Annotated in this window: 28 protein-coding genes and 1 pseudogene; 5 read left to right on the top strand and 24 right to left on the bottom strand. The window is 69.9% G+C overall.

Going from position 1 to position 21,158, the window contains the following annotated elements; genetic code table 11:
* Nucleotides 1-70 precede the first annotated feature (70 nt).
* Together QWU11_RS26240 and QWU11_RS26235 are read right to left on the bottom strand one after the other, a co-directional pair.
* On the bottom strand, nt 71-424 hold the full coding sequence (locus QWU11_RS26240; RefSeq protein ID WP_290117071.1) for a hypothetical protein: 354 nt from the start codon (nt 422-424) through the stop codon (nt 71-73).
* 322 nt (nt 425-746) lie between these two features.
* Nucleotides 747-1,604: a helix-turn-helix transcriptional regulator gene (locus QWU11_RS26235; RefSeq protein WP_290117070.1), complete on the bottom strand. Its 858-nt coding sequence runs from the start codon at nt 1,602-1,604 to the stop codon at nt 747-749.
* 159 nt (nt 1,605-1,763) lie between these two features.
* Between QWU11_RS26235 and QWU11_RS26230 the strand changes: the two genes are divergently transcribed.
* Nucleotides 1,764-1,982: a hypothetical protein gene (locus tag QWU11_RS26230; RefSeq protein ID WP_290117069.1), complete on the top strand. Its 219-nt coding sequence runs from the start codon at nt 1,764-1,766 to the stop codon at nt 1,980-1,982.
* 11 nt (nt 1,983-1,993) lie between these two features.
* On the opposite strand, the gene QWU11_RS26225 is transcribed toward QWU11_RS26230, so the two are convergent.
* Complete coding sequence (locus QWU11_RS26225; RefSeq protein WP_290117068.1) at nt 1,994-2,278, bottom strand: winged helix-turn-helix domain-containing protein; 285 nt, start codon at nt 2,276-2,278, stop codon at nt 1,994-1,996.
* A 218-nt stretch (nt 2,279-2,496) separates the two neighbouring features.
* On the opposite strand from QWU11_RS26225, the gene QWU11_RS26220 reads away from it, so the two are divergent.
* The 4 genes and pseudogenes from QWU11_RS26220 (at nt 2,497) to QWU11_RS26205 (ending at nt 4,655) form a co-directional block, all read left to right on the top strand.
* On the top strand, nt 2,497-3,054 hold the full coding sequence (locus QWU11_RS26220) for an ATP-binding protein (protein WP_290117067.1): 558 nt from the start codon (nt 2,497-2,499) through the stop codon (nt 3,052-3,054).
* A 189-nt stretch (nt 3,055-3,243) separates the two neighbouring features.
* Nucleotides 3,244-3,390, top strand: a pseudogene (locus QWU11_RS26215) (helix-turn-helix domain-containing protein); the annotation flags it as partial.
* A gap of 250 nt (nt 3,391-3,640) precedes the next feature.
* Nucleotides 3,641-4,324 (top strand): hypothetical protein, encoded by a 684-nt coding sequence (locus QWU11_RS26210; RefSeq protein WP_290117066.1) that lies wholly within the window; start codon nt 3,641-3,643, stop codon nt 4,322-4,324.
* 64 nt (nt 4,325-4,388) lie between these two features.
* Nucleotides 4,389-4,655, top strand: a complete 267-nt coding sequence (locus QWU11_RS26205; protein ID WP_290117065.1) for a hypothetical protein — start codon at nt 4,389-4,391, stop codon at nt 4,653-4,655.
* A 231-nt stretch (nt 4,656-4,886) separates the two neighbouring features.
* On the opposite strand, the gene QWU11_RS26200 is transcribed toward QWU11_RS26205, so the two are convergent.
* The 21 genes from QWU11_RS26200 to QWU11_RS26100 all read right to left on the bottom strand — a co-directional run bounded on the left by QWU11_RS26200 (nt 4,887) and on the right by QWU11_RS26100 (nt 21,147).
* Nucleotides 4,887-5,129 carry a hypothetical protein gene (locus QWU11_RS26200; RefSeq protein WP_290117064.1) on the bottom strand — a complete coding sequence of 81 codons (243 nt, stop codon included), beginning with the start codon at nt 5,127-5,129 and terminating at the stop codon, nt 4,887-4,889.
* A 75-nt stretch (nt 5,130-5,204) separates the two neighbouring features.
* Nucleotides 5,205-5,585, bottom strand: a complete 381-nt coding sequence (locus QWU11_RS26195; protein ID WP_290117063.1) for a hypothetical protein — start codon at nt 5,583-5,585, stop codon at nt 5,205-5,207.
* 2 nt (nt 5,586-5,587) lie between these two features.
* A complete protein-coding gene (locus tag QWU11_RS26190) occupies nt 5,588-5,881 on the bottom strand; it encodes a hypothetical protein (protein WP_290117062.1) in 294 nt (97 codons plus the stop codon).
* Between the two features lie 3 nt (nt 5,882-5,884).
* Complete coding sequence (locus QWU11_RS26185; protein WP_290117061.1) at nt 5,885-6,103, bottom strand: hypothetical protein; 219 nt, start codon at nt 6,101-6,103, stop codon at nt 5,885-5,887.
* 51 nt (nt 6,104-6,154) lie between these two features.
* Nucleotides 6,155-7,216, bottom strand: a complete 1,062-nt coding sequence (locus QWU11_RS26180; protein ID WP_290117060.1) for a DUF1906 domain-containing protein — start codon at nt 7,214-7,216, stop codon at nt 6,155-6,157.
* On the bottom strand, nt 7,209-7,706 hold the full coding sequence (locus tag QWU11_RS26175; RefSeq protein ID WP_290117059.1) for a hypothetical protein: 498 nt from the start codon (nt 7,704-7,706) through the stop codon (nt 7,209-7,211). The genes QWU11_RS26180 and QWU11_RS26175 overlap by 8 nt, the downstream gene beginning before the upstream one ends.
* Nucleotides 7,706-8,032 (bottom strand): hypothetical protein, encoded by a 327-nt coding sequence (locus QWU11_RS26170; protein WP_290117058.1) that lies wholly within the window; start codon nt 8,030-8,032, stop codon nt 7,706-7,708. The genes QWU11_RS26175 and QWU11_RS26170 overlap by 1 nt, the downstream gene beginning before the upstream one ends.
* Nucleotides 8,029-8,424 carry a hypothetical protein gene (locus QWU11_RS26165; RefSeq protein ID WP_290117057.1) on the bottom strand — a complete coding sequence of 132 codons (396 nt, stop codon included), beginning with the start codon at nt 8,422-8,424 and terminating at the stop codon, nt 8,029-8,031. The genes QWU11_RS26170 and QWU11_RS26165 overlap by 4 nt, the downstream gene beginning before the upstream one ends.
* Nucleotides 8,424-9,032: a hypothetical protein gene (locus QWU11_RS26160; protein WP_290117056.1), complete on the bottom strand. Its 609-nt coding sequence runs from the start codon at nt 9,030-9,032 to the stop codon at nt 8,424-8,426. Before QWU11_RS26160 ends, QWU11_RS26165 begins: the two co-directional genes overlap by 1 nt.
* Before the next feature lies 1 nt (nt 9,033).
* Nucleotides 9,034-10,170 (bottom strand): hypothetical protein, encoded by a 1,137-nt coding sequence (locus QWU11_RS26155; protein WP_290117055.1) that lies wholly within the window; start codon nt 10,168-10,170, stop codon nt 9,034-9,036.
* A complete protein-coding gene (locus tag QWU11_RS26150) occupies nt 10,170-11,264 on the bottom strand; it encodes a hypothetical protein (RefSeq protein ID WP_290117054.1) in 1,095 nt (364 codons plus the stop codon). Before QWU11_RS26150 ends, QWU11_RS26155 begins: the two co-directional genes overlap by 1 nt.
* Before the next feature lie 15 nt (nt 11,265-11,279).
* The gene (locus QWU11_RS26145; protein ID WP_290117053.1) at nt 11,280-12,146 is read right to left on the bottom strand and encodes a phage tail domain-containing protein; all 867 of its coding nucleotides are present in this window, start codon (nt 12,144-12,146) and stop codon (nt 11,280-11,282) included.
* On the bottom strand, nt 12,143-16,045 hold the full coding sequence (locus QWU11_RS26140; RefSeq protein ID WP_290117052.1) for a hypothetical protein: 3,903 nt from the start codon (nt 16,043-16,045) through the stop codon (nt 12,143-12,145). Before QWU11_RS26140 ends, QWU11_RS26145 begins: the two co-directional genes overlap by 4 nt.
* Nucleotides 16,046-16,360: 315 nt before the next feature.
* Nucleotides 16,361-16,888 (bottom strand): hypothetical protein, encoded by a 528-nt coding sequence (locus QWU11_RS26135; RefSeq protein WP_290117051.1) that lies wholly within the window; start codon nt 16,886-16,888, stop codon nt 16,361-16,363.
* Nucleotides 16,885-17,370: a hypothetical protein gene (locus QWU11_RS26130; RefSeq protein ID WP_290117050.1), complete on the bottom strand. Its 486-nt coding sequence runs from the start codon at nt 17,368-17,370 to the stop codon at nt 16,885-16,887. Before QWU11_RS26130 ends, QWU11_RS26135 begins: the two co-directional genes overlap by 4 nt.
* On the bottom strand, nt 17,370-17,624 hold the full coding sequence (locus QWU11_RS26125; protein WP_290117049.1) for a hypothetical protein: 255 nt from the start codon (nt 17,622-17,624) through the stop codon (nt 17,370-17,372). Before QWU11_RS26125 ends, QWU11_RS26130 begins: the two co-directional genes overlap by 1 nt.
* Nucleotides 17,624-17,947, bottom strand: a complete 324-nt coding sequence (locus QWU11_RS26120; protein ID WP_290117048.1) for a hypothetical protein — start codon at nt 17,945-17,947, stop codon at nt 17,624-17,626. The genes QWU11_RS26125 and QWU11_RS26120 overlap by 1 nt, the downstream gene beginning before the upstream one ends.
* A 13-nt stretch (nt 17,948-17,960) precedes the next feature.
* On the bottom strand, nt 17,961-18,383 hold the full coding sequence (locus QWU11_RS26115) for an HK97 gp10 family phage protein (protein ID WP_290117047.1): 423 nt from the start codon (nt 18,381-18,383) through the stop codon (nt 17,961-17,963).
* A 6-nt stretch (nt 18,384-18,389) separates the two neighbouring features.
* On the bottom strand, nt 18,390-18,839 hold the full coding sequence (locus tag QWU11_RS26110) for a hypothetical protein (protein WP_290117046.1): 450 nt from the start codon (nt 18,837-18,839) through the stop codon (nt 18,390-18,392).
* Nucleotides 18,839-19,642 carry a hypothetical protein gene (locus QWU11_RS26105; protein WP_290117045.1) on the bottom strand — a complete coding sequence of 268 codons (804 nt, stop codon included), beginning with the start codon at nt 19,640-19,642 and terminating at the stop codon, nt 18,839-18,841. The genes QWU11_RS26110 and QWU11_RS26105 overlap by 1 nt, the downstream gene beginning before the upstream one ends.
* Entirely contained in the window at nt 19,639-21,147 is a 1,509-nt protein-coding gene (locus QWU11_RS26100; RefSeq protein ID WP_290117044.1) for a hypothetical protein, read from the bottom strand. Before QWU11_RS26100 ends, QWU11_RS26105 begins: the two co-directional genes overlap by 4 nt.
* Between the last annotated feature and the right edge of the window lie 11 nt (nt 21,148-21,158).

The raw sequence follows: 21,158 nt of genomic DNA, 5'->3' as shown, positions 1-21,158 counted from the left end.
CGCGACCGGGGCCCGGACGCACGGCTGCGCGCCCACACGTAGACGTGACGTCCCTGGCCCGCCCCCCGCTTTACTCGTGGTAGTGGATTTCCTTGCACAAGCCGCCCAGCACGGTCATCGCCTCGGCCGGCGGCAGGCTCGCGACCCGGGACCACCGTGGGTCGCTCATACGCGCGGTGGGCTGCTGGGCGGTGACCGCGTACTTCGGCGCATTCGCGTTATTGATCTTTATCGCCTTGTAGTACGTCGTCCACGAGAAGCACGCGAGCTGAGCCGACGACTTGTCCGGCCCGGCCAGCGCCGTCGGCGACGGAGGCGCTGAGGCGGACGCTGTGGGCCGGACACCGGCCGCTTCGTGGGAGGAGCAGCCGGCGGCGAATGCGGCCGCCATGGCGGCGCAGAGCACGATGGGGGCAGGTCTCATGGGAGGTGAGACGCGGACGCTTGCGCAGCGGATGCCAGGCGGGCCGCATGCGGTCAGAGGCACCTCCCGCGACAGTTGGCTAAAAACGGTCAGGAAGGGCCGGTTTGGTGTTAATCGGGCCTAGTGTTTGGTTCGGGAAACGGATGAGGCCCACGAGCGGTGCTGCTCGTGGGCCTCGCCTTTTCCCGGAGGGATCAGCCGTTGCTTTCGGTCACGGCGACCGAGACGCACTCGCCTTGGCCACCGCTCCAGCTGCTCGTCCGCCAGTCAGGTTGTGCGGGATGAGACATGGGAAACAGATTCCTTACGGTCAGTTCCAGGCCTACAGATCCGAGGCCGCTGCGGTAATCAGTGTGATCGTATCCGCCGGTGGAAGAGCGGCGGCTGCCAGCCTGTCGAATGCGTCGTCATATTCTTCAACGTCGCCACCTTCGACGAACAGCTGGCCACCAACCGACTCGATATATACCGCCGGCGCGTCGGACGCGTGAGGGAAGCGCAAGACGGTGAAGGCGCCGACGACACCGGGATGGGCGCCTCCGCCGAACGGTACGACCTGGAGCCGGAGATGCGGGAGCGTGCGGGCCAGCTCCATCAGATGCTGGAGCTGTGCGCGCATTACGTCAGGGCCACCGACGATACGGCGGATCGCCGCCTCATCCAGGACCAGCCAAAGCTTCACAGGATCGTCGGCGGTGAGGATCATCTGCCGCTTGGCGCGGACCTCGACGCGCTGCTCCACCTCGTCGGCACTTAGCTCGGTTGACCCGCTGATGAGCGCGCGGGCGTACTCCTCGGTCTGGACGAGGCCGGGGATCATCGCGAGCTGGAACGCGCGGAGCGCGGCCGCTTCCGCCTCGAGCCCGATGTAGGTGGTGTACACGAGCGAGAGCTGCTTGCTGAACGGGCTCCACCAGCCCTTCAAGCGCGCGGCCCGGGCGAGCTCCATCAGCTCTTCGCGCTGCGCCTCGGTCACCCCGTACAGGTCGGCGAGGCGGCTCATATCGTGCGGGCTCGGGCGTACGCCCTGGCCGGACTCCAGGTAGAGCGGTTTGCCCTTTCCCCATTCGAGGCGCCCTGCGACCTCCTCGGCGGACATGCCGCTCGCGTCACGCAGTTCACGCAGAATGCTGCTCAGGCGCCGGCGTCTGAGTGTGGGGCTTGGGGCGCGCTCAGGCACTGGATCTCCTCCTCACCGTGGTGGGGGTGATCGTAGAGCACCCCCGTATCCAGCGACTCGGACATTGCTGGATCTTTTACTCATCCCGAATTTGGGGTATTGAAATTCGGGAACCGAAGGGGCATGGTTGGTCTCGGCCCCTTTCCGGGAGTGATGAGTATGGCACTGAACGTGATCGACGATGTTGCGGAGGCCGAATCCGGTCGCGCCTGTTCTGGCTGGTACCGGTGGTTCAACGCCGATACCGAACGCTGGTGGGCTGCCCGAACCACCGTGCCGGCGGATCCCCGGCTTGAAGCGATGATCGTCAGCTCCAGCACCTACGACGGCTTACGGGTCGCCGAAGAAAACGCATCGATCAGGCCGGTTAAAACATGACCGCCGTGCAGCTACTTCGACCTCGGCATCCGTACGACGAACGTCCCCCGACCATGAACGGTCTGTACCGTGCCGCGCTCGCGCAGAATCTCCATCGCGCGCCGAATGGTCACATAAGCGACGCCGTAGTAATCACGAAGGTCGCGCTCTGCCGGCAGCCGGCTCTCGACCTTCAGCTCGCCCGCCCGAACGCGCGCCTCGATGAGATCGGCGACCTGTTCATACAGAGGCGTCGGCGCTCCAGGCCTGATGTCGGGGTGCGGCCCGACATCGTCATCGTCATTCTCCGGCAGCACAGGGTCACCGTAGAGCTCTCAAGATCTCCAGAGAGCTTTGCAGAGCTCCTAGGAGCTCCTAAGAGCTCCTATTCCCATCTGCGCTTTTATGCGCTCAAGGACGACGGCGACGCGGAGGTCGGATACCGATCCCTCCCCGGGAAAACGTGTCGCCGTCCGCCCCGGGGCGGGGGGGTGCGGCGCTCGGGCAAGGCCGCGCTCCCCTCCCGGAGGTGGCCATGACCGTGGACACCTGCTCGCCTCCCTCGCTGGAGACGCTCCCCTGGTCGCGATCTGGACACCTGGAGATCGCGTGCAAGCCTGAACTGGTCGCGATCGCGCGCCACTTCACCCGGGACCTGATCGCCGGCTGCCTCGACAACGAGGACCTCGTCGACGAGGTCGTGCTCCTCGTGTCGGAGCTCGTCACAAACGCGGTGCAGTACGCGGCGTCGGCCGGCCCGCCAGCCGCAGGGGTCCGGCCCGGCGTCGGCCTCGGCGTGGAGTGCAGCGCCCGCTACGTGCGCGTGTGCGTCCGTGACCCCTATCCCGTGCTCCCCCGGCCGCGTACGGCTACGGAGGACGCCGAGTCCGGCCGCGGCCTTCGAGAGATCGTCGAGGCGTATGCCGACGCGTGGTGGGTGCACCTGCGTCCCGACGACAAGGCGATCCACGTCGTGCTGCTCCGCCCCGGCGAAGTACTCCTCCAGGGCGACCTCGTCCGGTTCGCCGGCACGCAGGCACCCCAGGAGGCTCCAGCGGCCCGTCCACCGGGCTGGAGCCAGGCCGCCAGGTGAGCGGTCCCGCGGACGCGACACCGCGGGACGACCACACGCAGCACCTGGCGGCCGAACCGCTCGGCGGGCGGAGGTGTCCAGCAGCCTCCGTCAGCCTCCGCCCGCCGAGCACCACGCTCCGCGGCCCCGGGGTCTGGAATCAGTCCCGGGGCCGCGGTCTCAGCCGCAGCCCCGTTGTGAGGAACCGAAGTGTCCGAAGACGACCTGCTCACGCCGCGCGAGGTCGCCGAGATGCTAGGCGTAAGCCCGATAACGATCTATCGGCGGGCTCGCGAGGGCCAGCTGACTCCCGTGTTCACCCTGGGCGGCCACCGCCGCTATCGCCGTGCGGACGTCCTCAAGGCCCCCACCGAGCCGGAAGCGGAACCCGACCCGCGTGGCCTTCTCGCCGCGCGAGTCTACGACCAAGGCTGGACCATCCAGCAGGTCGCGCGACTGTTCGGGACCAGCTACGGCGCCATGCGCCGGCTCCTCCACAAGAACACGACCGTGCGGCGACGCGGCGGACATCCGCCGCACCGCTCATGACCCACCCGCGCCACCCGGCCTGGGTGCACATCCCCCGCAGAACGGCAGCACATCATTCATGAAAACGACCATCATCGCGGCGGCGCTGACCGCCGGCAGCGTCCTCGGTCCGGCGCCGGCTGGAGCGTACGCCACCACCGGCCACAAGGTGGCGTGCGGCGCGGTCGTGCACGACCACTTCGCCAAGACCGACTCCGGGCACGGCAACCCCCCGGAGTGGGCCGACCTGAAGTTCGCGCGCACCACCACGATCCGCTGCACCAGCCCCGGCCACTACGCCGTCAAAATCATGGACCGCGGCTCGTTCCGCACCCTGGTCGGCGCCGGCCGCCCGAACGGCGGCGGCGGCCAGATCACCAACGCCGTACGCGGCGAGATGCACGGCGCGTACTGGCTGACCGTGACCGGCGCCCTCGCCGTCCCCAGTCGCCGTGACACCTCGCTGTCCGCGACGGCGTACGTCACGGCGCTTTTCGATCCCTCGTCGGTCGTCAAGGGCGCGACGTACAGCTGGGCGTATCGGACGGTGTGCGGCGAGGAGTGGCTGGACAGCTCCCTGGACAACGACGGCCAGGACCCGGCCGTCGCCGGGAACATCACCGGCAAGACCTGCCGGCCGCGGCACACGCCGCGACCGGCGCCCACCACCCCGACGCCGACCCCGACCAGGAACGCGCCGAGCACCGGCGGTGAGGCTCCGCCGGCCACGCCCGTGAAGCGGCAGCCGGCCTTCACCGGCTGACGAGCATGGCCACGCCCCGGGACCGTACGCGGCCCCGGGGCCGACCCATAGATAGGAGACCAAGATGGACCCCCTCACCCCACGCTGGCCCGACGGGCAGCTCGACCGCTACCTCACCCTCGCCGGCGCCATGGTCGACCTCACCGCAGGGCCCGGCGACTACGCCACGGTCAAATGCCTCGGCTGCCGTCACACGGACGTGATCCGCTACCACAGCGGCCCGCGCGGGGCGGCGAGCAACGCCCGCCTCGGCCGAGGGCGCGCCTATGACCACGCCAGCCGCTGCCGCACCATCGCGCCGCCCGATGGCGACGCCCCCTCGACCACGTGAGCGGCGACACGAAAGCCCCCGCCATTAGCCGAGGCTGGATCGCGCTGATCCACAAGATCCACGATGACCGTTGTCACTGGATCAGGCCCGACGAAGCGGCCGCGATCACGGGCCTACCTGCCAGGACCGTCCTCACCGGCCTCGGCGTGGCCCATGGAGGCGCGCCTTCGCTGCCGTGGCTGCGGCGGTACATCGCCGAGCAGCTGCGGGAGATCGAGACCGCGGCACGCGTCAAAACGGCGGTTCCTCGATCCGTTTCGGCACGCGCCGGTAGTCCTGGCCCTCGATCCGCTCCAGATCCTCAGCCGGCATCCACACGTCGACGCCCCGCCACGCGACCTGGGGACGGCTAAGCCAGGCGACGTGTCCGCGCCAGAGGCCACGATCGTTCCGCTCCCATTCGAGGAGCAGGACGATCTGGCCGGTCCGCCGGATCCGTACGGCGGGCGCGATGAACTCGGGATACCGCACCACGTTCGAACACAATAGCGAAATCCGCCCCGCCCTCCGAAGAGGACGGGGCGGCGCTGTATCGCCGGGGGGGCAGGGTCAGGCTGCGAGGCGGAACAGCGACTGCCGCGGCACCAGCGAACCGTCAGGCGCCACCCGCGCGGTCACCTGCGGCCGTACGCCCACGATCGCCACGAACGCCGCGACGAGGGCCGTGATCGAGCCGACCTGGTCCGCCGACCAGTGCACGCCGAAGACCAGGACCACGTTGACGATCGCCTGGGCGACGCCGGACAGCAGCGGCAGGAGCGCGTCGACGCTCACGAACGCGGCGGCCAGGGCGGCGAGCAGGATGCCGATCGCGGCGTTGACCGCGGCGGTCTGGTCGGAGGTGAGGTGCAGCCAGAACATGTTGATCGCCTGGAGCGCCGCGGACAGCAGCGCGGCGATGACGACCGGGTCTCGGCCGAAGAGCTTCATGGTCACTCCTTGGGGGTGTCCTCGACCGGCGTGAAGTCGAGGTAGTAGGCCTTGCCGGGCTCGAAGCTCACGGCCGGGTTGTCGACCTGGATCCGCAGCTCGCCGGACGGGGACGCCTTCGCGTACCGCTGGTCCTCCGGCACGCTCATGTCGTACTGGGCGTTGAACCGGTAGGTGCGCGGCCAGGTGAACTCCCCGGATGGCTGGAGCTTGCCGTCGACGTAGTGCGACGTCTCGACCGGCTTGTCGGATGCCTGCTCGACGGTGCTGCAGTAGAACTTCGCTCGGACGGTCATCGATCAGTCTTCTTCCTGCCGCGCGACGGCGGCGTTCGCCCAGAACATGACCTGTTCCAGGTTCGTGATGGCCAGCGACTTCTCGCGGCCATCGGGCAGCAACTCGTTCAGTGCGGCCGCCAGCTCGCCGCAGTGCGTCCGTACGGACTCGTGCGCGGCCTGCCGCTCGGGCGTGGTCGCGGGGTGGAACGTGAAGCGGTTCGCGATGTCTTCGGGCGCCATGGCTCTCCTCAAGGGGAAGCGTGGCCCCGGGCCGGGCCCGAGGCTCGGGGGTCAGTACGAGAACAGCGAGGCCTTCGCCATCGTCACCGGCCGGTCCAGGACCGAGGCGACGACCGTGGCCGGCTTGTCGCTGGTGTTGTAGACCCGGACGCGGAGACGGTTCGTCGCGTCGACGCCGAACTGGGAGGAGAGCTGGCCGGTCACGACCCCCTCCTCGTCGGCGACGAACGGGAGCCGCCACGCGTCGTCGATGAACGTCCCGTCGTCCTTGACCCGGGTCAGCGCGACGTCGAGCTTCGCGCCCGGCGTCAGGCCCTCCAGGCAGAAGGTCACGTCGACGTGCGCCCAGTACTTCTCCTTGGCGATGACCACGCTCTTGCCCTTGTCGCCGTGCAGGCCGTGCTTGTCGCTGAACTCCTGGGTCCACGTGATGTCGGCGTCCGTGCCCGCGGCGATGGTCTGCGGGGTGGCCGCCTTGCCGGCGATGCCGAGCGAACTCACCTTTGCCATGTCGTCCTCCTGGGTCGTCGGGGTGACGCCGACGCGCCACTGCCCGTAATCGCTGGTCAGGCTGCGGTTGTAGTCGCAGCCGACGCCGTCGAGCGTGTGGTCGTTGCTGTACTGCTGCAGGTGCGCGCCGTCGGCCCACCGGCCGCCAGACCACGCGTACGTCTGCCACGCCCAGGCCGCCTTGCCGGCGGCGAGCGCCCGGGAGACGGGCCCGTACCCGCCGTAGATCCCGACCCGGCCGGCGCCGAGGATCGAGGCAGCGCCGTCGAGGTAGGCGTTGATCGCGGCCTGCTGCGAGGCCGAGGCGTCCCAATCGACCGCGAAGTAGATCGGCCGGTCGTCCGGCATGCCGCAGTCCCGGGCCTGCGCCCACGCCTCGCGGGCATCCGCGACGCCGGCGGCCCGGCCGGCCAGTGCCCTGTTCGCGGTGGTCTCCCACACGACCACGATCCAGATCCCCGCGGCCGTCAGCGCGTTCGCCTCGGAACGCATGAGGTTCTTGCTGGGGCTGTGGGACAGGTACCGGCAGACGAACTTGACGCCGGCGTCGTGCAGGGCGGTGGCGCTGGGGCGGCCGAAGGCGTAGTCGAGTCCCTCAGGCACCGAGGCTCACCACCATCGCGGTGTCGTCGTCCTGGACGAAGGACCACCACTCGGCGAACCCCACGACCTGGCTGTCGAACGGCCGCTCCACCAGCTCGTACCGGTTGTTGTGGTTGCCCTCGTAGACGTGCAGCGTGTTGCCGACCCGCTTCTGCAGGATCCCGACGTGATTGTCGTCAGGCCCGGTGCCCCGCCAGTCGTAGAAAACGATCCGCCGCGGCGCCGGCGTACGGGAGACGCGGCCCAGCGCGGACATGCGGCGGTGCCAGTTCTCGACGTAGGCGTCGGACTTGTGCAGGCCGCCGATCGCTTCGAGGCCGCCCGGGACCTGGGCGATGCAGTAGATCGCCGAGGCCGCGCACCACTCGGCATCGGCATAGTCGTGCGTGATGGGCGGCTGGGTGTCCAGCCACTTCCCGAAGCGGGTCGTACCGTCGGCCGCCTCGTGCTGGCCGACCTGCGCCGCGCACACGTCCAGGACGTCGATCATCACTCCCACATCCGATCTGCGAGTTCGGTCGGCAGCGGCGGCGGCTCGAGGCCGTTGTCGCGCAGCTGCCGGGTCAGGCCTTCGATGAAGCGGAGGGCGACGGTCACGATCCGGCGCTCGTCGTGTTCGCGCTTCTCTCCGTTCGTTACGCGCTCGTTCAGGCGCGCGATCTCCTTGTCTTGCCGCTCGGTGATCGCGGTGAAGTCCTCGCGGTTCTCCTTACGTGTCCCGAGGGCCTTCGCGCCCCGCTGTGCGTAGAAGCTGATCGCCCCGGCGATGCCCGCGGAGGCGCCGGTGCCCAGGAGCGACCAGACAGCCGCGTTCACGCCGCCTCCTTGGGTTCGGGCATCAGCGCGACGATCACGACGCTGATGGCCGTGGATATCCACACGATTGCGCTGAAGCCGCCGCGGGCGTACGCGGGGATGCCCAGCAGGTACGCCAGACCCCACAGGGTGGGTGGGAACAGGATGAAGAAGAAGCCCCAGGCGTCAGCGCCCGGGCGGCGGAGCGGCGCGTACACGACGCTCGCGAGACCGCAGAGGATCCACAGCCAGCCCAGGCCGTCGAACGGCAGGATGTGCACCATCCAGCCGAGGCCGCGTTTCGTGCCGAACGCAGGGTCGAGAATTACACCGATGCCGTAGCAGACCCAGGCGATGCCGTGGTTGGCGAGGAACAACCCGCGGTATCCCAGGCGCTCCTGAAGCCAGCCCATCAGAGCGGCCCTCGCACGACACCGGCCCCGTCGCGGTAGTACAAGCGGTTGCTTTTGACGTAGAGCAGGACGCAGTCGGCTGGTGGGGCGGGCGGGTCTGTGGTGCGCCCGCCTGTGCGCAGCAGCATTCCGCCGTCGGTGTTGACGTCGACGATGCTGCCGTCGGCATTGCTCCCCGACGCGATCAACGTGACGGTGCCGCTGTGCTGACCACTGCCGGCGTCCTGGACGTCCGCGTAGATCTCGGCGGCGACGCTGGTCGACCCGTCCGGGTTGATGCGGCTGATCTGCGAGGTGGCGAAATATCCGCCGTTCCATGTGAGTGTCCGCGCGGCGACGGAGCCGACCGTGTTGGTCGCGACGAGCGCCGCGCCGGCACCGCCCCATGACCTGAGGTCCGTCGGTGCCTCGCCGTCGGTGTCGAAGCGGATCCGGCTGTTGGTGGCGTCAATTTCGATCTGATCGTCGGCGTCGTGCGCACCGACGATCAGCTGGCCGCTGGAGATACGCGCGGCGGTCAGGCGCTGCTGGGTCTCCAGCTGCGCGACTCGGCGCTGCAGTGCGCGAAGCTCGGACAGCAGACTGTCCGGCCGGTTCACCTTCCCCATCTCAGGCTGCCTCCAGCACGCTCGATACGACCAGGTCGACGGTTTCGAGGGCGTTGCCGCTCGGCGGGTGGACCTCGAAGGAAATGAGGCGGAGGGTCCGGTCGCTGCCGGCGGGGAAGTACGGGTCGGCGTTGCGCGGGATGACGCGGCGGATCGCGTCGCCGGGCAGGTACTCGCCGACGGCGGGTGGGCCGTCGCCGGTGACGGTGAGGGCGGGGAGGACGATCGGGCTGCTGCGGGCCATACGGTCGGCGTTCGCGTGGCCCTGCAGGTCCGCCGGGGTGATCGTCCCGGAGTAGGACGTGTTGTCCTCCAGGAGCCGCCACCCGTCGCTGTAGAGGGCGGTGTCCTCGGAGATCGCGATGGGGGTGTCCGCGTCGGTGCCGTCGCCGACGGCGAGCATCCGGGTGACCATCTGTGAGCCGTCGCGCGGCTCGGTGAACTTGATCAAGTTGCCGCCGTACTCGAACACGTTGTCGCCTGGATCGGTCACACCGAGGTGGGGGTTGCCGAGGATGAGCCGGCGCGTGGGGGCCCCGGCGATGTACGTGACGTCGAAGTAGAAGTCCGGGCCCTGCTCGAGCGCGGCGAGGTCCCGCAGACCATCGGCGACGCTCTTCAACTCGTACCCGTTGTAGGTGATGTCCCGCGTCGTCGTGGAGACCACGGACGCGTCGACGGTGACGCCGATGGATCCCCCGGTGTGGGCCTGCGCGGTGGTGACGAGGCTGCGTGCGATGGCGAGCTGGTCGGCCAGGGAGAACACGAGCCGCTGGCGGGCGATCGTCTGGTAGTCCAGGAGGGGCGGCAGGGTCGGCAAGATCTTGCGGTGGTCGAAGTAGGAGAGCGGGTCAGCGCCGGCGATCTGCAGCACCTGCGTGCTGGAGTCGTACGTCGTGGTCCAGATGATGTAGTCGCCGACCAGGACGCCGTCGCGGGCGACATAGATACAGGTGCGGGCCGGTTCGGTCGCGCGGATCGCGTCGAGGGCGTTGATCCGCCGGTCGCCGAGGCGGACCTGGCCGGAGATCGTGCCAGCGTCGTTGAGCGCCCGTGAGAAGGTCACGCCGGACAGGGGGAGCTCGGCGAGCACGTTCCCGGTGGCCAGGTCTGCGGCGAGGTAGGTGTAGGTAGCCATTACGGGAGCGGCTGCACCATCAGCCACGAGTCCATGAACGCGTTATTCGATGACGTTCCGGAAGAGATGTACGCCTGCAGCTTCACGGTCGTACTGCCCGGGGTCAGGCCGGTGAACAGCTTGCCCGCCGTAGCGGATTCGGGGCTCGTCGACGGGGCGCCGGAGGTCGCGCCGATGACGACGACGGCCGGGCCGCTGTCATTGGCGACGGGTGTGACGGTGTTCGCGCCGCTCATCGTCGGCGCCGTCCGAGCCGTGCTCGTCGTGGTGGCGTTGTTGTAGCCGCGGAACCCCCACTGGGCCCAGAGCCGGCCACTCGCGGGCACGGTCACGGTCACGCTCGGCTGGGAGGTGAAGTCGGCGTACGCGCCGGTGGTGTTGATCGTCCGCGCGGTGGAGGTGAAGTCGGAGGCGTATGCCGGTGCGCCCGGAGGGCCGATTACGTTCCAGGTCGTCCCGTTCCAGATCTCCAGTTGGTTCAGGTCGAGCCGCCAGACCGGCATGCCGCTGTATTTGGAGAGTGCGTCCCGCTCAGTCTGGTTGGTGACGGGCAGGGTCCCGCCGGTCGCGACGGCGAACGGCCGCAGGTCGGTGATGTTCGCGGCGACGATCGTGGTCGCGTTCGCCGGGACCGTCACGCGCGCCAAGAGAACGAAGTCGCCGGCGGCTGGGGTCGGGTCGACGGGGCTGCCGGCCGGGGTACCAACGACCTGCTGCACGGCCATCGCGGTGCTGCCGTCCGACCACTGGGTGTCGGACTGGCGGGCGATGATCAGGTCGCGGCGGGCGTTCGTCGCGTCAGCGGGGGTCGCGGTGAGCAGGTCGAGGGTGGCCTGCGCGTCCAATGTGGCCAGGTAGGGGCCGCCCGCGGTCGCCCGCGTGGCCTGGATCGCGGCCTGGAAAGGCTCGACCGTGACGCTCTTGGACGCGGTGCCGGTCTGCTTCACCAACCCGGGGGTTCCGGTCGCGGGTTTGATGCCTTGGCGGACCTGGATCGGGCCGGCGCCGGCCTGCACGAGCGTGCCGGTGGCGAGGCGGGCGTCCTGGGCGTCGACGACGCTGCCGCCGACCCAGCCGGAGTCACGGACGGCCATGGGCGCCTCCTATGGTCATGACCATGCGGACCGCCAGGCGGCCGCGAGGTTCGCAGATGGGTCGTAGCTGGCGGCCTGGAACGCGATACGGGTCGCACCTGGGCGCAGGGGGAACCAGGTCGAATCGGCGGTGAGGGCGCCGCGCCGTGAGGCGACGCCTTGCAGCATCACCGTGCGGGCGTCGGTGTCGAGGGTCAGTGTCTGGCCGGCGTCGATCGTGAGACCGGCCAGCGCGAGGCGTTCCCCCGTGTCGGTATTGAGGATGACCGGGTTGGGAGCGGGGCCGATGATCGCCCACGTCGGCCAGGTCGCGGTGTTTCCTTCATTGACGAGGACGAGCGTGCCGCCGCCTGGGCCGACCCCGAAGTCGAGTGGGAACACCAGCGGGAACGTCAAGCCACCGGTCGTGGTCGCCAGGCCGCAAGTAGCGGTGGACTGGGCCACGGCGTACCGGAGGGGATCAGGCGCGGCGAGCTGGAGCTGCCATGAGGCGACGGTGTCGGTCTCGTGCGCGAACTTGCTCTCCGCGTTCAGTTCGACGTCGCACTGCTTCGCGATGCCGGACGCGTCGGTGCCGACCAGCGTATAGAGGATGTCGCCTTCGTCGCAGAGCGCGGCGAATACGTCGGCCGCGGCGTCGAGGGTGGCGGCGTCGGGGGCCCGGACGACACCGCCGAGGGTGATCACCCGCTCCGAGCGGTAGGCGGGGCCTCTGAAGCTGCCGTGCCGGCCGGGCCGGTCATCCCTGGCGGTGCGTACGCCGACGCCAGAGCGGCCGAACCAGCCCTCTACGTCGGTGAGGCGCCATTCGACGCCGGCGTCGTCGACGGCGCCGGCCGTCCATCCGTCCAGGGTGAAGGTGTGGGTGGCCAGCAGGCTCACTGGCTGCCGCCCTTCTTCATCTCCCAGCCGAGTTCATGACTGGTTTCCTTGGCGACGGCAATCGCGGACTGGTCATCCCTCGCGTACACGTTGATGACGACGGGCCTGCCAGCGGACGCGCCGTCGCCGCCGCGCACCATCACGGTGGGGAGCTGAACCGGGCGACCGGTGGTCATCGCGTCGAGCAGCTGCCGGTGGGCCGCCGCGGGGGCCTTCGGCACGACGTACTCTCCAGCTGTTCCCCACAGCGGCACCACGTCGGTGCCTGCGGGCCCAGCGATCGGTCCGCCGCGGGCGTACCCGTGCGCCTTCATCATCGCGAGCAGTGCCTGCCCTGCGCCCGTCTTGGCCAGGTCAGCCGACATGAGCTTCAGCGCGGCCGCGAGGTCGTTCGGGGCCAGGCCGGTCGCGGCGATCAGCGCGTCCCAGGTGGTCGACCCGCCCTTCATCGCCGTCTTGATCGTGAGGATCGAGCCGAGGCTGGCGAGGGTGGTGGCCTGCTGGTCGGCCTGCTGGACCTGCTTGTTCAGCCCGGACAGCTTCGAGTTCGACATCTTCACCGCGTCCGCGGCGGTCTTCTCCGCGGTCGTGTCGCCCTGGGCGAGCAGGTGCTGCGCGAGCACGCCGTACCCGCGGTCGGTCAGGGTGGTCAGGTTCTTGATGAACGCCGCGGTGTCCTTGATGGACAGGCCGAGCGCCGAGCCGAGCTGCGCGGACGGGGTGAGCTTGCCGTACTTGTACCTGGCCTCGGCGTCGGCGAGCTTCTTCGTCGCCGCGGTGACGTCGTCCCGCTCGGCCGCGACCCGCCGCTCGGCCGCGGCGATGTCACGGGCGCTCTTGTGCCGGGCATGCCGAGCCCGGTACAGGGCGTCCTCAGCGTTGCGCAGCTGGTTGATCTGCGTCTTCCGGGCCTTGACCGCCGAGTCGACCTGCGCCTTGGTCGTGGGGCTCTTGGTGTCGGTCCAGTGCTGCAGCACTTCCGACAGCGACGCGTCGGTCAGGGTGCCGCCGTCGGCGAACGCGCGGAGACCACCAGCCAGCACGCCACCGTCCGCCATGGGCCGTACGACGCTGAGGCCGAACATCTTCGCCACATCGGAGAGCAGCATCACCGACCGCGTGCGCTTGGACTCGCCCAAGGGAATGTATGCCTCGCCGCCCGTCGAGGTTTCGCCGAACAGCACGGTGGGCTTCGCCGCAATAAACGGGTCGAGGTCGCGGCGCATCCCGCCGTCGGCGTACCGGTCGATGCCTCCGTCCGCCCTGGCCCGCTCGGCCTGGGATGTGCGGTGCGCGATCTCGATCGTCTCGATGATCTTCCGGGTCGTCAGCGTGACGGTACGGTTGTGCAACGCGTTGATCGCCTGCTGGACCCGGTTCACCCGAGCTTGAGCGTCCGCCGCGTTATCGGTGATGTGGACGTTCTTTCCATGCAGAGCGTCGAGTTTCGCCTGGTAGGCCTCCACCTCTTGGCGCCGCTGCGCGGCGTTGCTGTCGATCTTGGTGCTCTTGACCGCCGGCAGCTTCTGGTATGCCGCCCACAGTTCGAGCGCGCGCTTCTTGGGCACGCTCATCGCCTCAGCGGCGGCCAGGAACGCAGACCTGGAGACGTTGACCTTTCCGGCGACGACACCGAACGTCTGCGCGAGCTGGTCGATATACCCCTTCGCGGACTTTGACCGGCCGGCCAGGGCATACATCACCTGTAGCTGCCCGGAGAGCGCACGCTTGGCGGCGTCCGGCCCGCGGGTCTGCAGGTTCGCGGCGTACAGCTGCGAAACGATGTTGAGCTGCTGGGACAGGGCCTGCCGGAGCTGCTGAGACCTCTCGGTGTTTCCGGAGAAGTCCCCCTTGGCGGCCTTCATCGCTTTCGCGAGCTGGTTCCAGCCCTGCTTCAGTGCCGTCGTCGCGTCCCACGCCTGCTGGGCCGGGGTGTAGTAGGCGGCGAGCGCGTCCGTCAGCGCCTTGAGGCGGTCCTGCATGAGCAGGCCCTTGTTGCCGACCTCCGCCATGTCGTCGGCGACGCGCTTCGTCGGGTCGGCGGCCGCCGCGACCGCCGCCTCGTACTGCGTGATCTTCTGCCTGGCATCGGCGGTAAGCTCGCCCGACTTCAGGATGCCCTTGGACATGTCGACGCCCGCGGCATTGGCGAGCTGGATCGCCTTGTCCGAGGCGGTGCTGGCACTGTCGCCGAGGAGCCCGAACTCCTTCGACAACTCGACCGCGCCATCGCTGACGTTCCGCTGGGCCTTCTGCGCGGCGTCGTAGGCCTTCTGCAGCTTCGTCAGAGCCGGGGGCACCGCCACCGCACCGCCGGGGTTCGATGCGCGGAACCCCTCAGGCCCGGTCGGCATCGAGTCCTTGAGCTGCTGATACGCGGCCTTCTGCTTCGTGATCAGCTGCGCCAGGGCGTTGCCGTACTGCCGGTAGCCCTGGACGTTGTTCCCGAACGCCTGGTACTGCCCCTTCAAACGGTCAATCATGCCGTCGGTCGCCGTACGCACGGACGACATGCGGGCCGCGAGGTAGACGAGGCCGGCGGCCGCCGCGATGTACAGCGTCGGCCCGGCGCCCGTCGCGGCGTTCAGCGCCTTTGTGCCGAGGGCGGCGAGGCGGGACTGCCGGCCGAACAGCCCGACCTTGCCCGCCGCGCCTGCGGCGGCCCTCCCCGACGAGCCCAGGCCCTCCGCCGCGCCCGCGGCCGCCTTGCCCGACGAGCCGAGTCCCTCTGCTGCGGAGAGCGCCTCCTCAGCGGTGCCCGAGATGCTCTTCCGCGCCCTGTCGTAAAGGCCGGCCAGGCCGGTGACGGGCCCACGGAGCGCGAGGCCAACCGCCGCCATCTCCGTCAATTTCGGGTTCACCGAGGTGAGGGCGTTGAGGAGACCCAGCACACCGTTCGTGGAGTGCAGGAGTGTCATCCCCACCGGGGCCAGGTCCTGGACGAGCGTGACGGCCAGGTGCGAGGTCTCATCGACGGTGGAGCCGAGCTCGTGCAGAGCCGGTGTGCCCTGGGACCGTACAACGTCGAACAGCCGCGGCAGCTCCCGGCCGAGGGTGCTGTCCAGGCTGTCGGCGAACTCCGTCACACCGCGTTCGTTCGCGTCGATCGTCTTGGCCAGCTCGGGCAGCAGCTTGCGGCCGAGCGCCACCTGGTTGTTGAACGTCCGGAGCGCTTCAGGTTCGTACGACTTCGCGAGCGCCTTGTACTGGGTGACGAGCCCAGCGGTCGCCGCGGCCGAGACCTTCTGGTTGCGGTTGAGGCTCGACCAGTTCGCGCCCAGGTCGGCCTGCGCCATGACGACCTTCTTGACCGCCGGCACCGCGAGCGCCGCGAAACCGGCGAACGCGATACCCGCGGCGCCGACCGGGACGGCCACGGCCGCGGCGGCCGCGCCGACCGAGACGAGCCCACCGCGCATCTGCCGGGCCGACTTCTCCTGCCGGTCTCCTTCCGCTCCGAGCGCCTGCTCAGCCTTGGCCTGCTGCTGCGCTGCTTTCGCGGCCGCGATCTGCGCTGCGGCCGCCTTCAGCGCGGCGCGCTCCAGCGCCTCATCAGCCTGCGCGGCGATCCGCGTGGCCGCGGCCTCGTCGAGCACCCCTCGTTTGGCGGCGTCGGCGGCGGCCGCCGCCCGCACCTGAGCCCGCGCCGCCTTGTCCGCAGCGCGCTCGGCCTCGCTGCCCATCCGCCGTGCGGCGAGGGCCGCGCCGGTCATGTCGCCGGAGTACTTCCGTACGGCGGCGGCCGCGGTCGCGGTGACCCGCTCCTGAGCGGCCTGCTGACGCTCCAGCTTGGACAGTCCACGGTCGAGGCCCTCGGCCTTGTCCGTGGACCGTTCGAGGGCCTCGTCGAGGCCGCGGTCGTCACCGTCGATGCCGATGGTGAGGTCACGCCGAGCCATGTGCGACCTCCCGTCGTTGCAGGACCACGCGCATGCCGCGGCCGCGCTGGTCTTCTTTCAGCGCGTCAGATCGGGCTTGGAGGGCCTGACACCCTCGGCAGGTCACCACGTGGGCGAGGTACGCGCGGCGGTGGCCGCCCTGCTCGGGGTCCCATTCGTCAGGTCGGGTCCCGCAGTTCGAGCACGTCGACCGTTCCCGGAGGTACTGCCAGATGGCTTTGTCCCGGTCGTCGTCGCTCCACGCCAGGAGCTCAGAGTGCGGGATGCGGTAGTGGTGGCAGACCCCGAGCTCGAGCTCCAGCTCGGGGTCTGCCCTCAGACGTTTGGGATGCTCCCGGAGGGCATCCGCGAGTTCAGTCCGACGGCGACGGCGAACAGGTGTTTCCGTTCACCGCTGGCCAGGCTGGTGTCGACGAGATTCATCCATTCCTCCGGCGACAGGACGTCGTCGGAGGGAAGGCACTCGGTGAACACGATGCGAGGGAAGGTGTCCTCGTTCCACCGCTCGTCGCGTCCTTCCCGGGCTGCGTACTCCGGCTTGGCCGCGAGCTCCTCGAAGTCCTCCGGGAGCATCGCGGTCAGCAGCACCGGCTCGTAGCACGCTGCGACGGCATCACGTGCCCGCTGGAGACGCTCCTCGGCCTCGCCGATCAGCTCGTCGGCGCGGTCCGCCGTGAGGTCCTCAGCGGCGATATGCGCGGCGTCGAGGGCGTCCTTCGCCTCGACGAGCTCGACGACCGCGTCGGCGTCCTCGTCGACGGCGAGCTGGTAGTTGAGCGTGCGGCGTTTGCGGCCCAGCAGTCGTTCGCGCCGGGCCGCAAACGTGGTGTCGGTGTCGCTCATGCGGCCGGGATGAGGACGTTCTCGACGGGCTCGTCCGTGATCGAGAAGGCGATCGTGATGTCGGCGGCCGCCGAGTCGGGGATGGTCTTCCCGTTGGACAGGACCTCGACCGGGTAGACGTCCATCATCTGATCGGCGATGTCCCCACCCCACATGATCAGGATGTAGCCGCGGGTGGTGCGCGGCAGGACGCGCCGGACGTCGTCGGTGGTCTGGGACTGGTACATCTTCAGGCTGCTGTCGGCGACCTCCGTGCGGCCGCCGATCTTGCCCGTGAAGCGCTTCCCGTAGTCCGGGGTGTCGATCTGCGCCGACGACACGTTCCAGCCGGACGCATCCGAGACCTCACCGGACAGCTCCAGGCCGCCGTTGATCTCAACGCGGGTCGGGCTGGTCTTGTCGTCCAGCTCCGTGATGAAAACGATCTTGGTGACCTCGGGCGCGAAAAACCGCTCGGTGTCGGCGATCGGCGTAGCCGCCATTACTTGCCTCCTTCGCTGCGGCGCCCGCGGGCCGCCGGCTTGTCCTTCTGCGACTCATCGCCTGCCGAACCCGAGGTGCTCGTCTCGGCGCTGGCGGGGTCGGGATTGGGGGACGACTGGTTGTCCGCGTTGTCGGCCTGCTCGACCTCCGAGGCCGGGGCCCAGCCGGCCCGCCGCCAGTGAGGTACGGCGGTCTCCGGGACCATCGACTCCCCCGCGTCGGGGTGGACGATCTTGACGAGCTTCGGCGCCATCAGCGGATCACCGCCACGGTGACCGAGGTCGCCGAGGAGTAGCTGATGCTGGCCAGCCCGGTGACCGGGTCGCGGTACCGATCGGTCACCTTGATGCCGTCCATGGCGCCGGCGGCGACGACCCTCGTACGGTCCTGGATGTCCAAGTCGCCGTCGACCTTGCCGGGCGTGCCGAGGGTGACCGTGACGGAGCTCCCGGCGCCGTTCTTGATCAGGAGCTTCGTGTCGGAGCCGGGCACGCACTTGTCGCCACCACCTGCGGCGGAGCTGAAGGCGATCGTCGTGCCGGCCTGGCCGATCACCTGGGTGTCGAGTGTTGCCATCTGGGCCTCTCTCTTAGAACCCGTGGTCCTCGGCGACCTGGGTCACGATGTCTGCGACCGCTTCCGCGACCGCACCCGACGCCGCCTGGACGCCCGGGTAGAAGAAGGGCCGCGCGGCCTGCGTGTACCAGCGGCGGCGATCACCGAAGTAGGGGTGCCGGAACTCACCCGGGGAGCCGTCGTGCTCGTACGGGCGTGCGTGCGGGGCTTTGCTGGCGCTGACGCGGATCGTGATCCCGGGCCGGGACCCGCTCGACGGCTGCAGGGTCGTCGCTCCGGGGATCCGCGACGACCAGCCGGCGCGACGCCGGACCTCGAGGAGAGCGGGCTGCCCGGCTTTGACCATGCCGCCGCTGCGGAGCGCGCGACGCACGGCCGGCGGCACGGCGCCGAGGTCCCGAATGAGTTTCTGCAGCTCCTGCCGCTGGACACTCACCGCGGCCTACGTGAAAGCGTCGACGTGGATCGTGAAACGGCAGGTACACATGGCGCCCTTGGTGGTCTGCACCGGCGCGACGCCGGAGACGGTGACGTAGGCGCGGGCGACCGTACGGCCGACGGTGCGGTCCCGGGCGAGCTCGGCCTCGACGAGCGCGACGAGCTCGAACGCTCTGTCGCGTACGAGCTTGGGATCGGTGTCGCCGCGCCAGGACGACGCGATGCAGCTGATGTCGTAGGACTCGCTGTCGCTGCGGCCGCCGCGGTCGGCCCGCCGGCGCGTGATCGAGATCATCTCGGTCTCGGGCTCACCGTTGAACCCGATGCAGATGACGTCGGGGTCGGTGCGGATCGGCTGGCCGTCGACGAGCTGAACGCCCTTGGGCAGCGCGAGGCTCAGAGCCTGGAGCAGGGCGTCGAGGGCGGCCGGGACGGTGCTGACGGTTCCGGCCATCATGCGATCCCGGGGATCGGCTCGCCGAGGAGCTCCAGTGCGCGGCGCGGGATGCTGTAACCGAACCGGGGGTCGTAGGTGTCGGAGTCGCGCGGGGAGGTGTTGAACCCGCCGCGCTGGGTGTCCCACAGGTGCTGCAGGATGACGAGCACGGCCTGGCGGACGTTCGCGCCGGTGATGACCCGGCCTGCGTCGTACGTCACAGCGATATTGCTCGCGCCCGGCCGCCACCGGGTAGCGGCGCCGCCGGAGACGCGTGTGAGGACCCCAGCGTCCAGGTTGACCATGTACGCGGACTGAGCGAGCACTGAGCCGCTCTCTGCGACCTGCGTGATCGACAGAACCGGGAAGTGCTGCAGGGCGATCTTGGGGTGGCCGCCGTCGACGGTCTCGGTCCAGGAGCGGCGTACGACGGAGCCAACGATCCGCTCGACCGGCGCGGTGACGGACTGCAGCACGCGCATCAGCTCGGCGTCGTCGCTGCCGCCGGTGATGTTCAGTTGCTCCTTCGCGTCGGCGAGGGAGACCAGGGCGCCCGGGTCAGCGGGCGCGACCTCGAACATGTCGGTGAACGCGCCGGCGTTGGCGCCGGTGGCGACCCAGCGGACGACGTGCCGGCCGGCCTGCACCGTCGGGTAGTCGTACGAGTAGGTGCCGGCAGGGCTCGACGTAACCGTGCTGCTGGCCGTGGTGCCGTCCGGGAGGGTGATCGTGACGGTCATCGCGGTGGCGTCCGCCGGCCGCCCGTCCTTGTCCACCAGAGACACCGACAGGGGCACGACGGCGCCGAGGTCGAAGCTCACGAGCCGCTCCGGATGGTGGCGGTCGTGGCCGCGCGGGCGCGGAGCGCGGGGGCGGCGGTGGTCTGGTCGGACATGTGCGCTCCTGTCGCTGCTCGGGGCCGGATTGTGCCGGGCGTGATCGTCGGGGTGGGCACGCCGATCGGCAGCGCAATGTCGGTCTCGGCCGCCTGGGTGACGCTGCGGGCCTTGATGCCGGTGATGTTGAGCGCCTGCGTGGTCTCGGCCGGCTGGCCGAGGTGCAGGCGTTTACCCGGGGCGATCGGCAGGGCGGCGTCGGTCTCGACGGCCTGGCCGAGGATCCGGTCCGCTGGGCGGACGATCGGCTGGGCCGTGCTGGTCTCGGCGGCCTGGCCGAGGATCCGGGTCTTCCAGCCCGAGATCGCCGCCGCGGTGTTGGTCTCGGCCGGCTGGCCGGCGCTGCGGGCCTTGGCTCGGCCCAGGAGCGCCGCGGTGTCCGTCTCGGCGGCCTCGGCGATGCTGCGCGCGCGGGTGTGTGAGACGGAGGTCGCCGTGTCGGTCTCGGTGGCCTGGGCGAGGGCGCGGGCGCGCGCGGGGGTGATGGGTGCGGCGGTGTCGGTCTCGCTGGCCTGGGCGACGGCCCGGGCCCGTGTGTGCCCGGCGGAGGTGGCGGTGTCGGCCTCGACCGCCTGGCCGAGCGTTCGCGTCTTCGTCCGGGTGATCGAGGCGGCCGTGTCCGTCTCGGCCCCCTGGCCGAGCGTACGGACCTTCGACCGTCCGATGGCCGCTGCCGTGTCGACCTCGGTGGGCTGGCCGGCCGTCCGGGTCTTCGTCTTCGACAGCGGGTTCGCCGTGTCGGTCTCGGTCGGCTGACCGAGGACGCGGACCTGGCTCGGTCCGATCCAGTTGGTCGGGTCGGAGGCGACGTCGTCGATCCAGAACACGTCGCTCGCTGCCGTCGACGTGAGGCCGCCGAAGCGCGACCCGCCCGGCTTCGTACTTCCCGTGTTCCACGCGGCGGTGCTCGTGAGCGTCTCAGTCGCCGTCGCGGAATCGGCGGCGTTGTAGAGGCGCAGCTCGCCGCTGCCCGTGGTCGCGTTGCAGACGACCTTCGCCTCGAGGCGGACCCACTGACCGGTTGCGACCGCCGCGGTGGTGGTGGCCATTACCTGGTTGGCGCCGTCGATGAGGTCGACGGTCCCTGTGGCGCGGATCCGCAGCCGCAGGAGGAACGCGTTGAGGTGGTCGGTGAAGTAGAGGACCGACAGGTTCTGTGACGGCAGCGCGGTCAGGTAGACGTAGCAGCGCGCGTACCCGGTGGTGCCGGCCTGGTCGGCGCCGTCCAGCCACCGCAGCTGCGACGTGGTCCCGGCCGCCATGTCGATCTTCGCGGCCCGCGCACCGCCGTGCGCCCGGGCGGTGTCGTAGGTGCAGGTACCGACGACGGACGACCAGGCCCGGCCGGCGCCGCCCCCGGAGTTCCCGGTGGTGATCGCCGTGCCGGCTGCCTGGCCGGACTCGAAGGTGTTGGAGTTGACCGGCGCCACGACGACCCCCC

This window comes from Actinomadura sp. DC4, from assembly GCF_030406325.1.
In the GTDB taxonomy this organism is placed as follows: domain Bacteria; phylum Actinomycetota; class Actinomycetes; order Streptosporangiales; family Streptosporangiaceae; genus Actinoallomurus.
Note: the sequence above shows the minus strand (reverse complement) of the source record. Positions and strands in the feature narration are given on the sequence as shown.

Bases quoted from the DNA above. Each gene is read 5' to 3' on its own strand.
- QWU11_RS26195 (WP_290117063.1), bottom strand. From the start codon at position 5,585: ATGAAGCTCTTCGGCCGAGACCCGGTCGTCATCGCCGCGCTGCTGTCC.
- QWU11_RS26135 (WP_290117051.1), bottom strand. From the start codon at position 16,888: ATGAGCGACACCGACACCACGTTTGCGGCCCGGCGCGAACGACTGCTG.
- QWU11_RS26175 (WP_290117059.1), bottom strand. From the start codon at position 7,706: ATGATCGACGTCCTGGACGTGTGCGCGGCGCAGGTCGGCCAGCACGAG.
- QWU11_RS26120 (WP_290117048.1), bottom strand. From the start codon at position 17,947: ATGGCAACACTCGACACCCAGGTGATCGGCCAGGCCGGCACGACGATC.
- QWU11_RS26130 (WP_290117050.1), bottom strand. From the start codon at position 17,370: ATGGCGGCTACGCCGATCGCCGACACCGAGCGGTTTTTCGCGCCCGAG.
- QWU11_RS26125 (WP_290117049.1), bottom strand. From the start codon at position 17,624: ATGGCGCCGAAGCTCGTCAAGATCGTCCACCCCGACGCGGGGGAGTCG.
- QWU11_RS26205 (WP_290117065.1), top strand. From the start codon at position 4,389: ATGGACCCCCTCACCCCACGCTGGCCCGACGGGCAGCTCGACCGCTAC.
- QWU11_RS26185 (WP_290117061.1), bottom strand. From the start codon at position 6,103: ATGGCGCCCGAAGACATCGCGAACCGCTTCACGTTCCACCCCGCGACC.
- QWU11_RS26165 (WP_290117057.1), bottom strand. From the start codon at position 8,424: ATGGGCTGGCTTCAGGAGCGCCTGGGATACCGCGGGTTGTTCCTCGCC.
- QWU11_RS26190 (WP_290117062.1), bottom strand. From the start codon at position 5,881: ATGACCGTCCGAGCGAAGTTCTACTGCAGCACCGTCGAGCAGGCATCC.
- QWU11_RS26240 (WP_290117071.1), bottom strand. From the start codon at position 424: ATGAGACCTGCCCCCATCGTGCTCTGCGCCGCCATGGCGGCCGCATTC.
- QWU11_RS26140 (WP_290117052.1), bottom strand. From the start codon at position 16,045: ATGGCTCGGCGTGACCTCACCATCGGCATCGACGGTGACGACCGCGGC.
- QWU11_RS26110 (WP_290117046.1), bottom strand. From the start codon at position 18,839: ATGGCCGGAACCGTCAGCACCGTCCCGGCCGCCCTCGACGCCCTGCTC.
- QWU11_RS26220 (WP_290117067.1), top strand. From the start codon at position 2,497: ATGACCGTGGACACCTGCTCGCCTCCCTCGCTGGAGACGCTCCCCTGG.
- QWU11_RS26155 (WP_290117055.1), bottom strand. From the start codon at position 10,170: ATGGCTACCTACACCTACCTCGCCGCAGACCTGGCCACCGGGAACGTG.
- QWU11_RS26150 (WP_290117054.1), bottom strand. From the start codon at position 11,264: ATGGCCGTCCGTGACTCCGGCTGGGTCGGCGGCAGCGTCGTCGACGCC.
- QWU11_RS26160 (WP_290117056.1), bottom strand. From the start codon at position 9,032: ATGGGGAAGGTGAACCGGCCGGACAGTCTGCTGTCCGAGCTTCGCGCA.
- QWU11_RS26210 (WP_290117066.1), top strand. From the start codon at position 3,641: ATGAAAACGACCATCATCGCGGCGGCGCTGACCGCCGGCAGCGTCCTC.
- QWU11_RS26230 (WP_290117069.1), top strand. From the start codon at position 1,764: ATGGCACTGAACGTGATCGACGATGTTGCGGAGGCCGAATCCGGTCGC.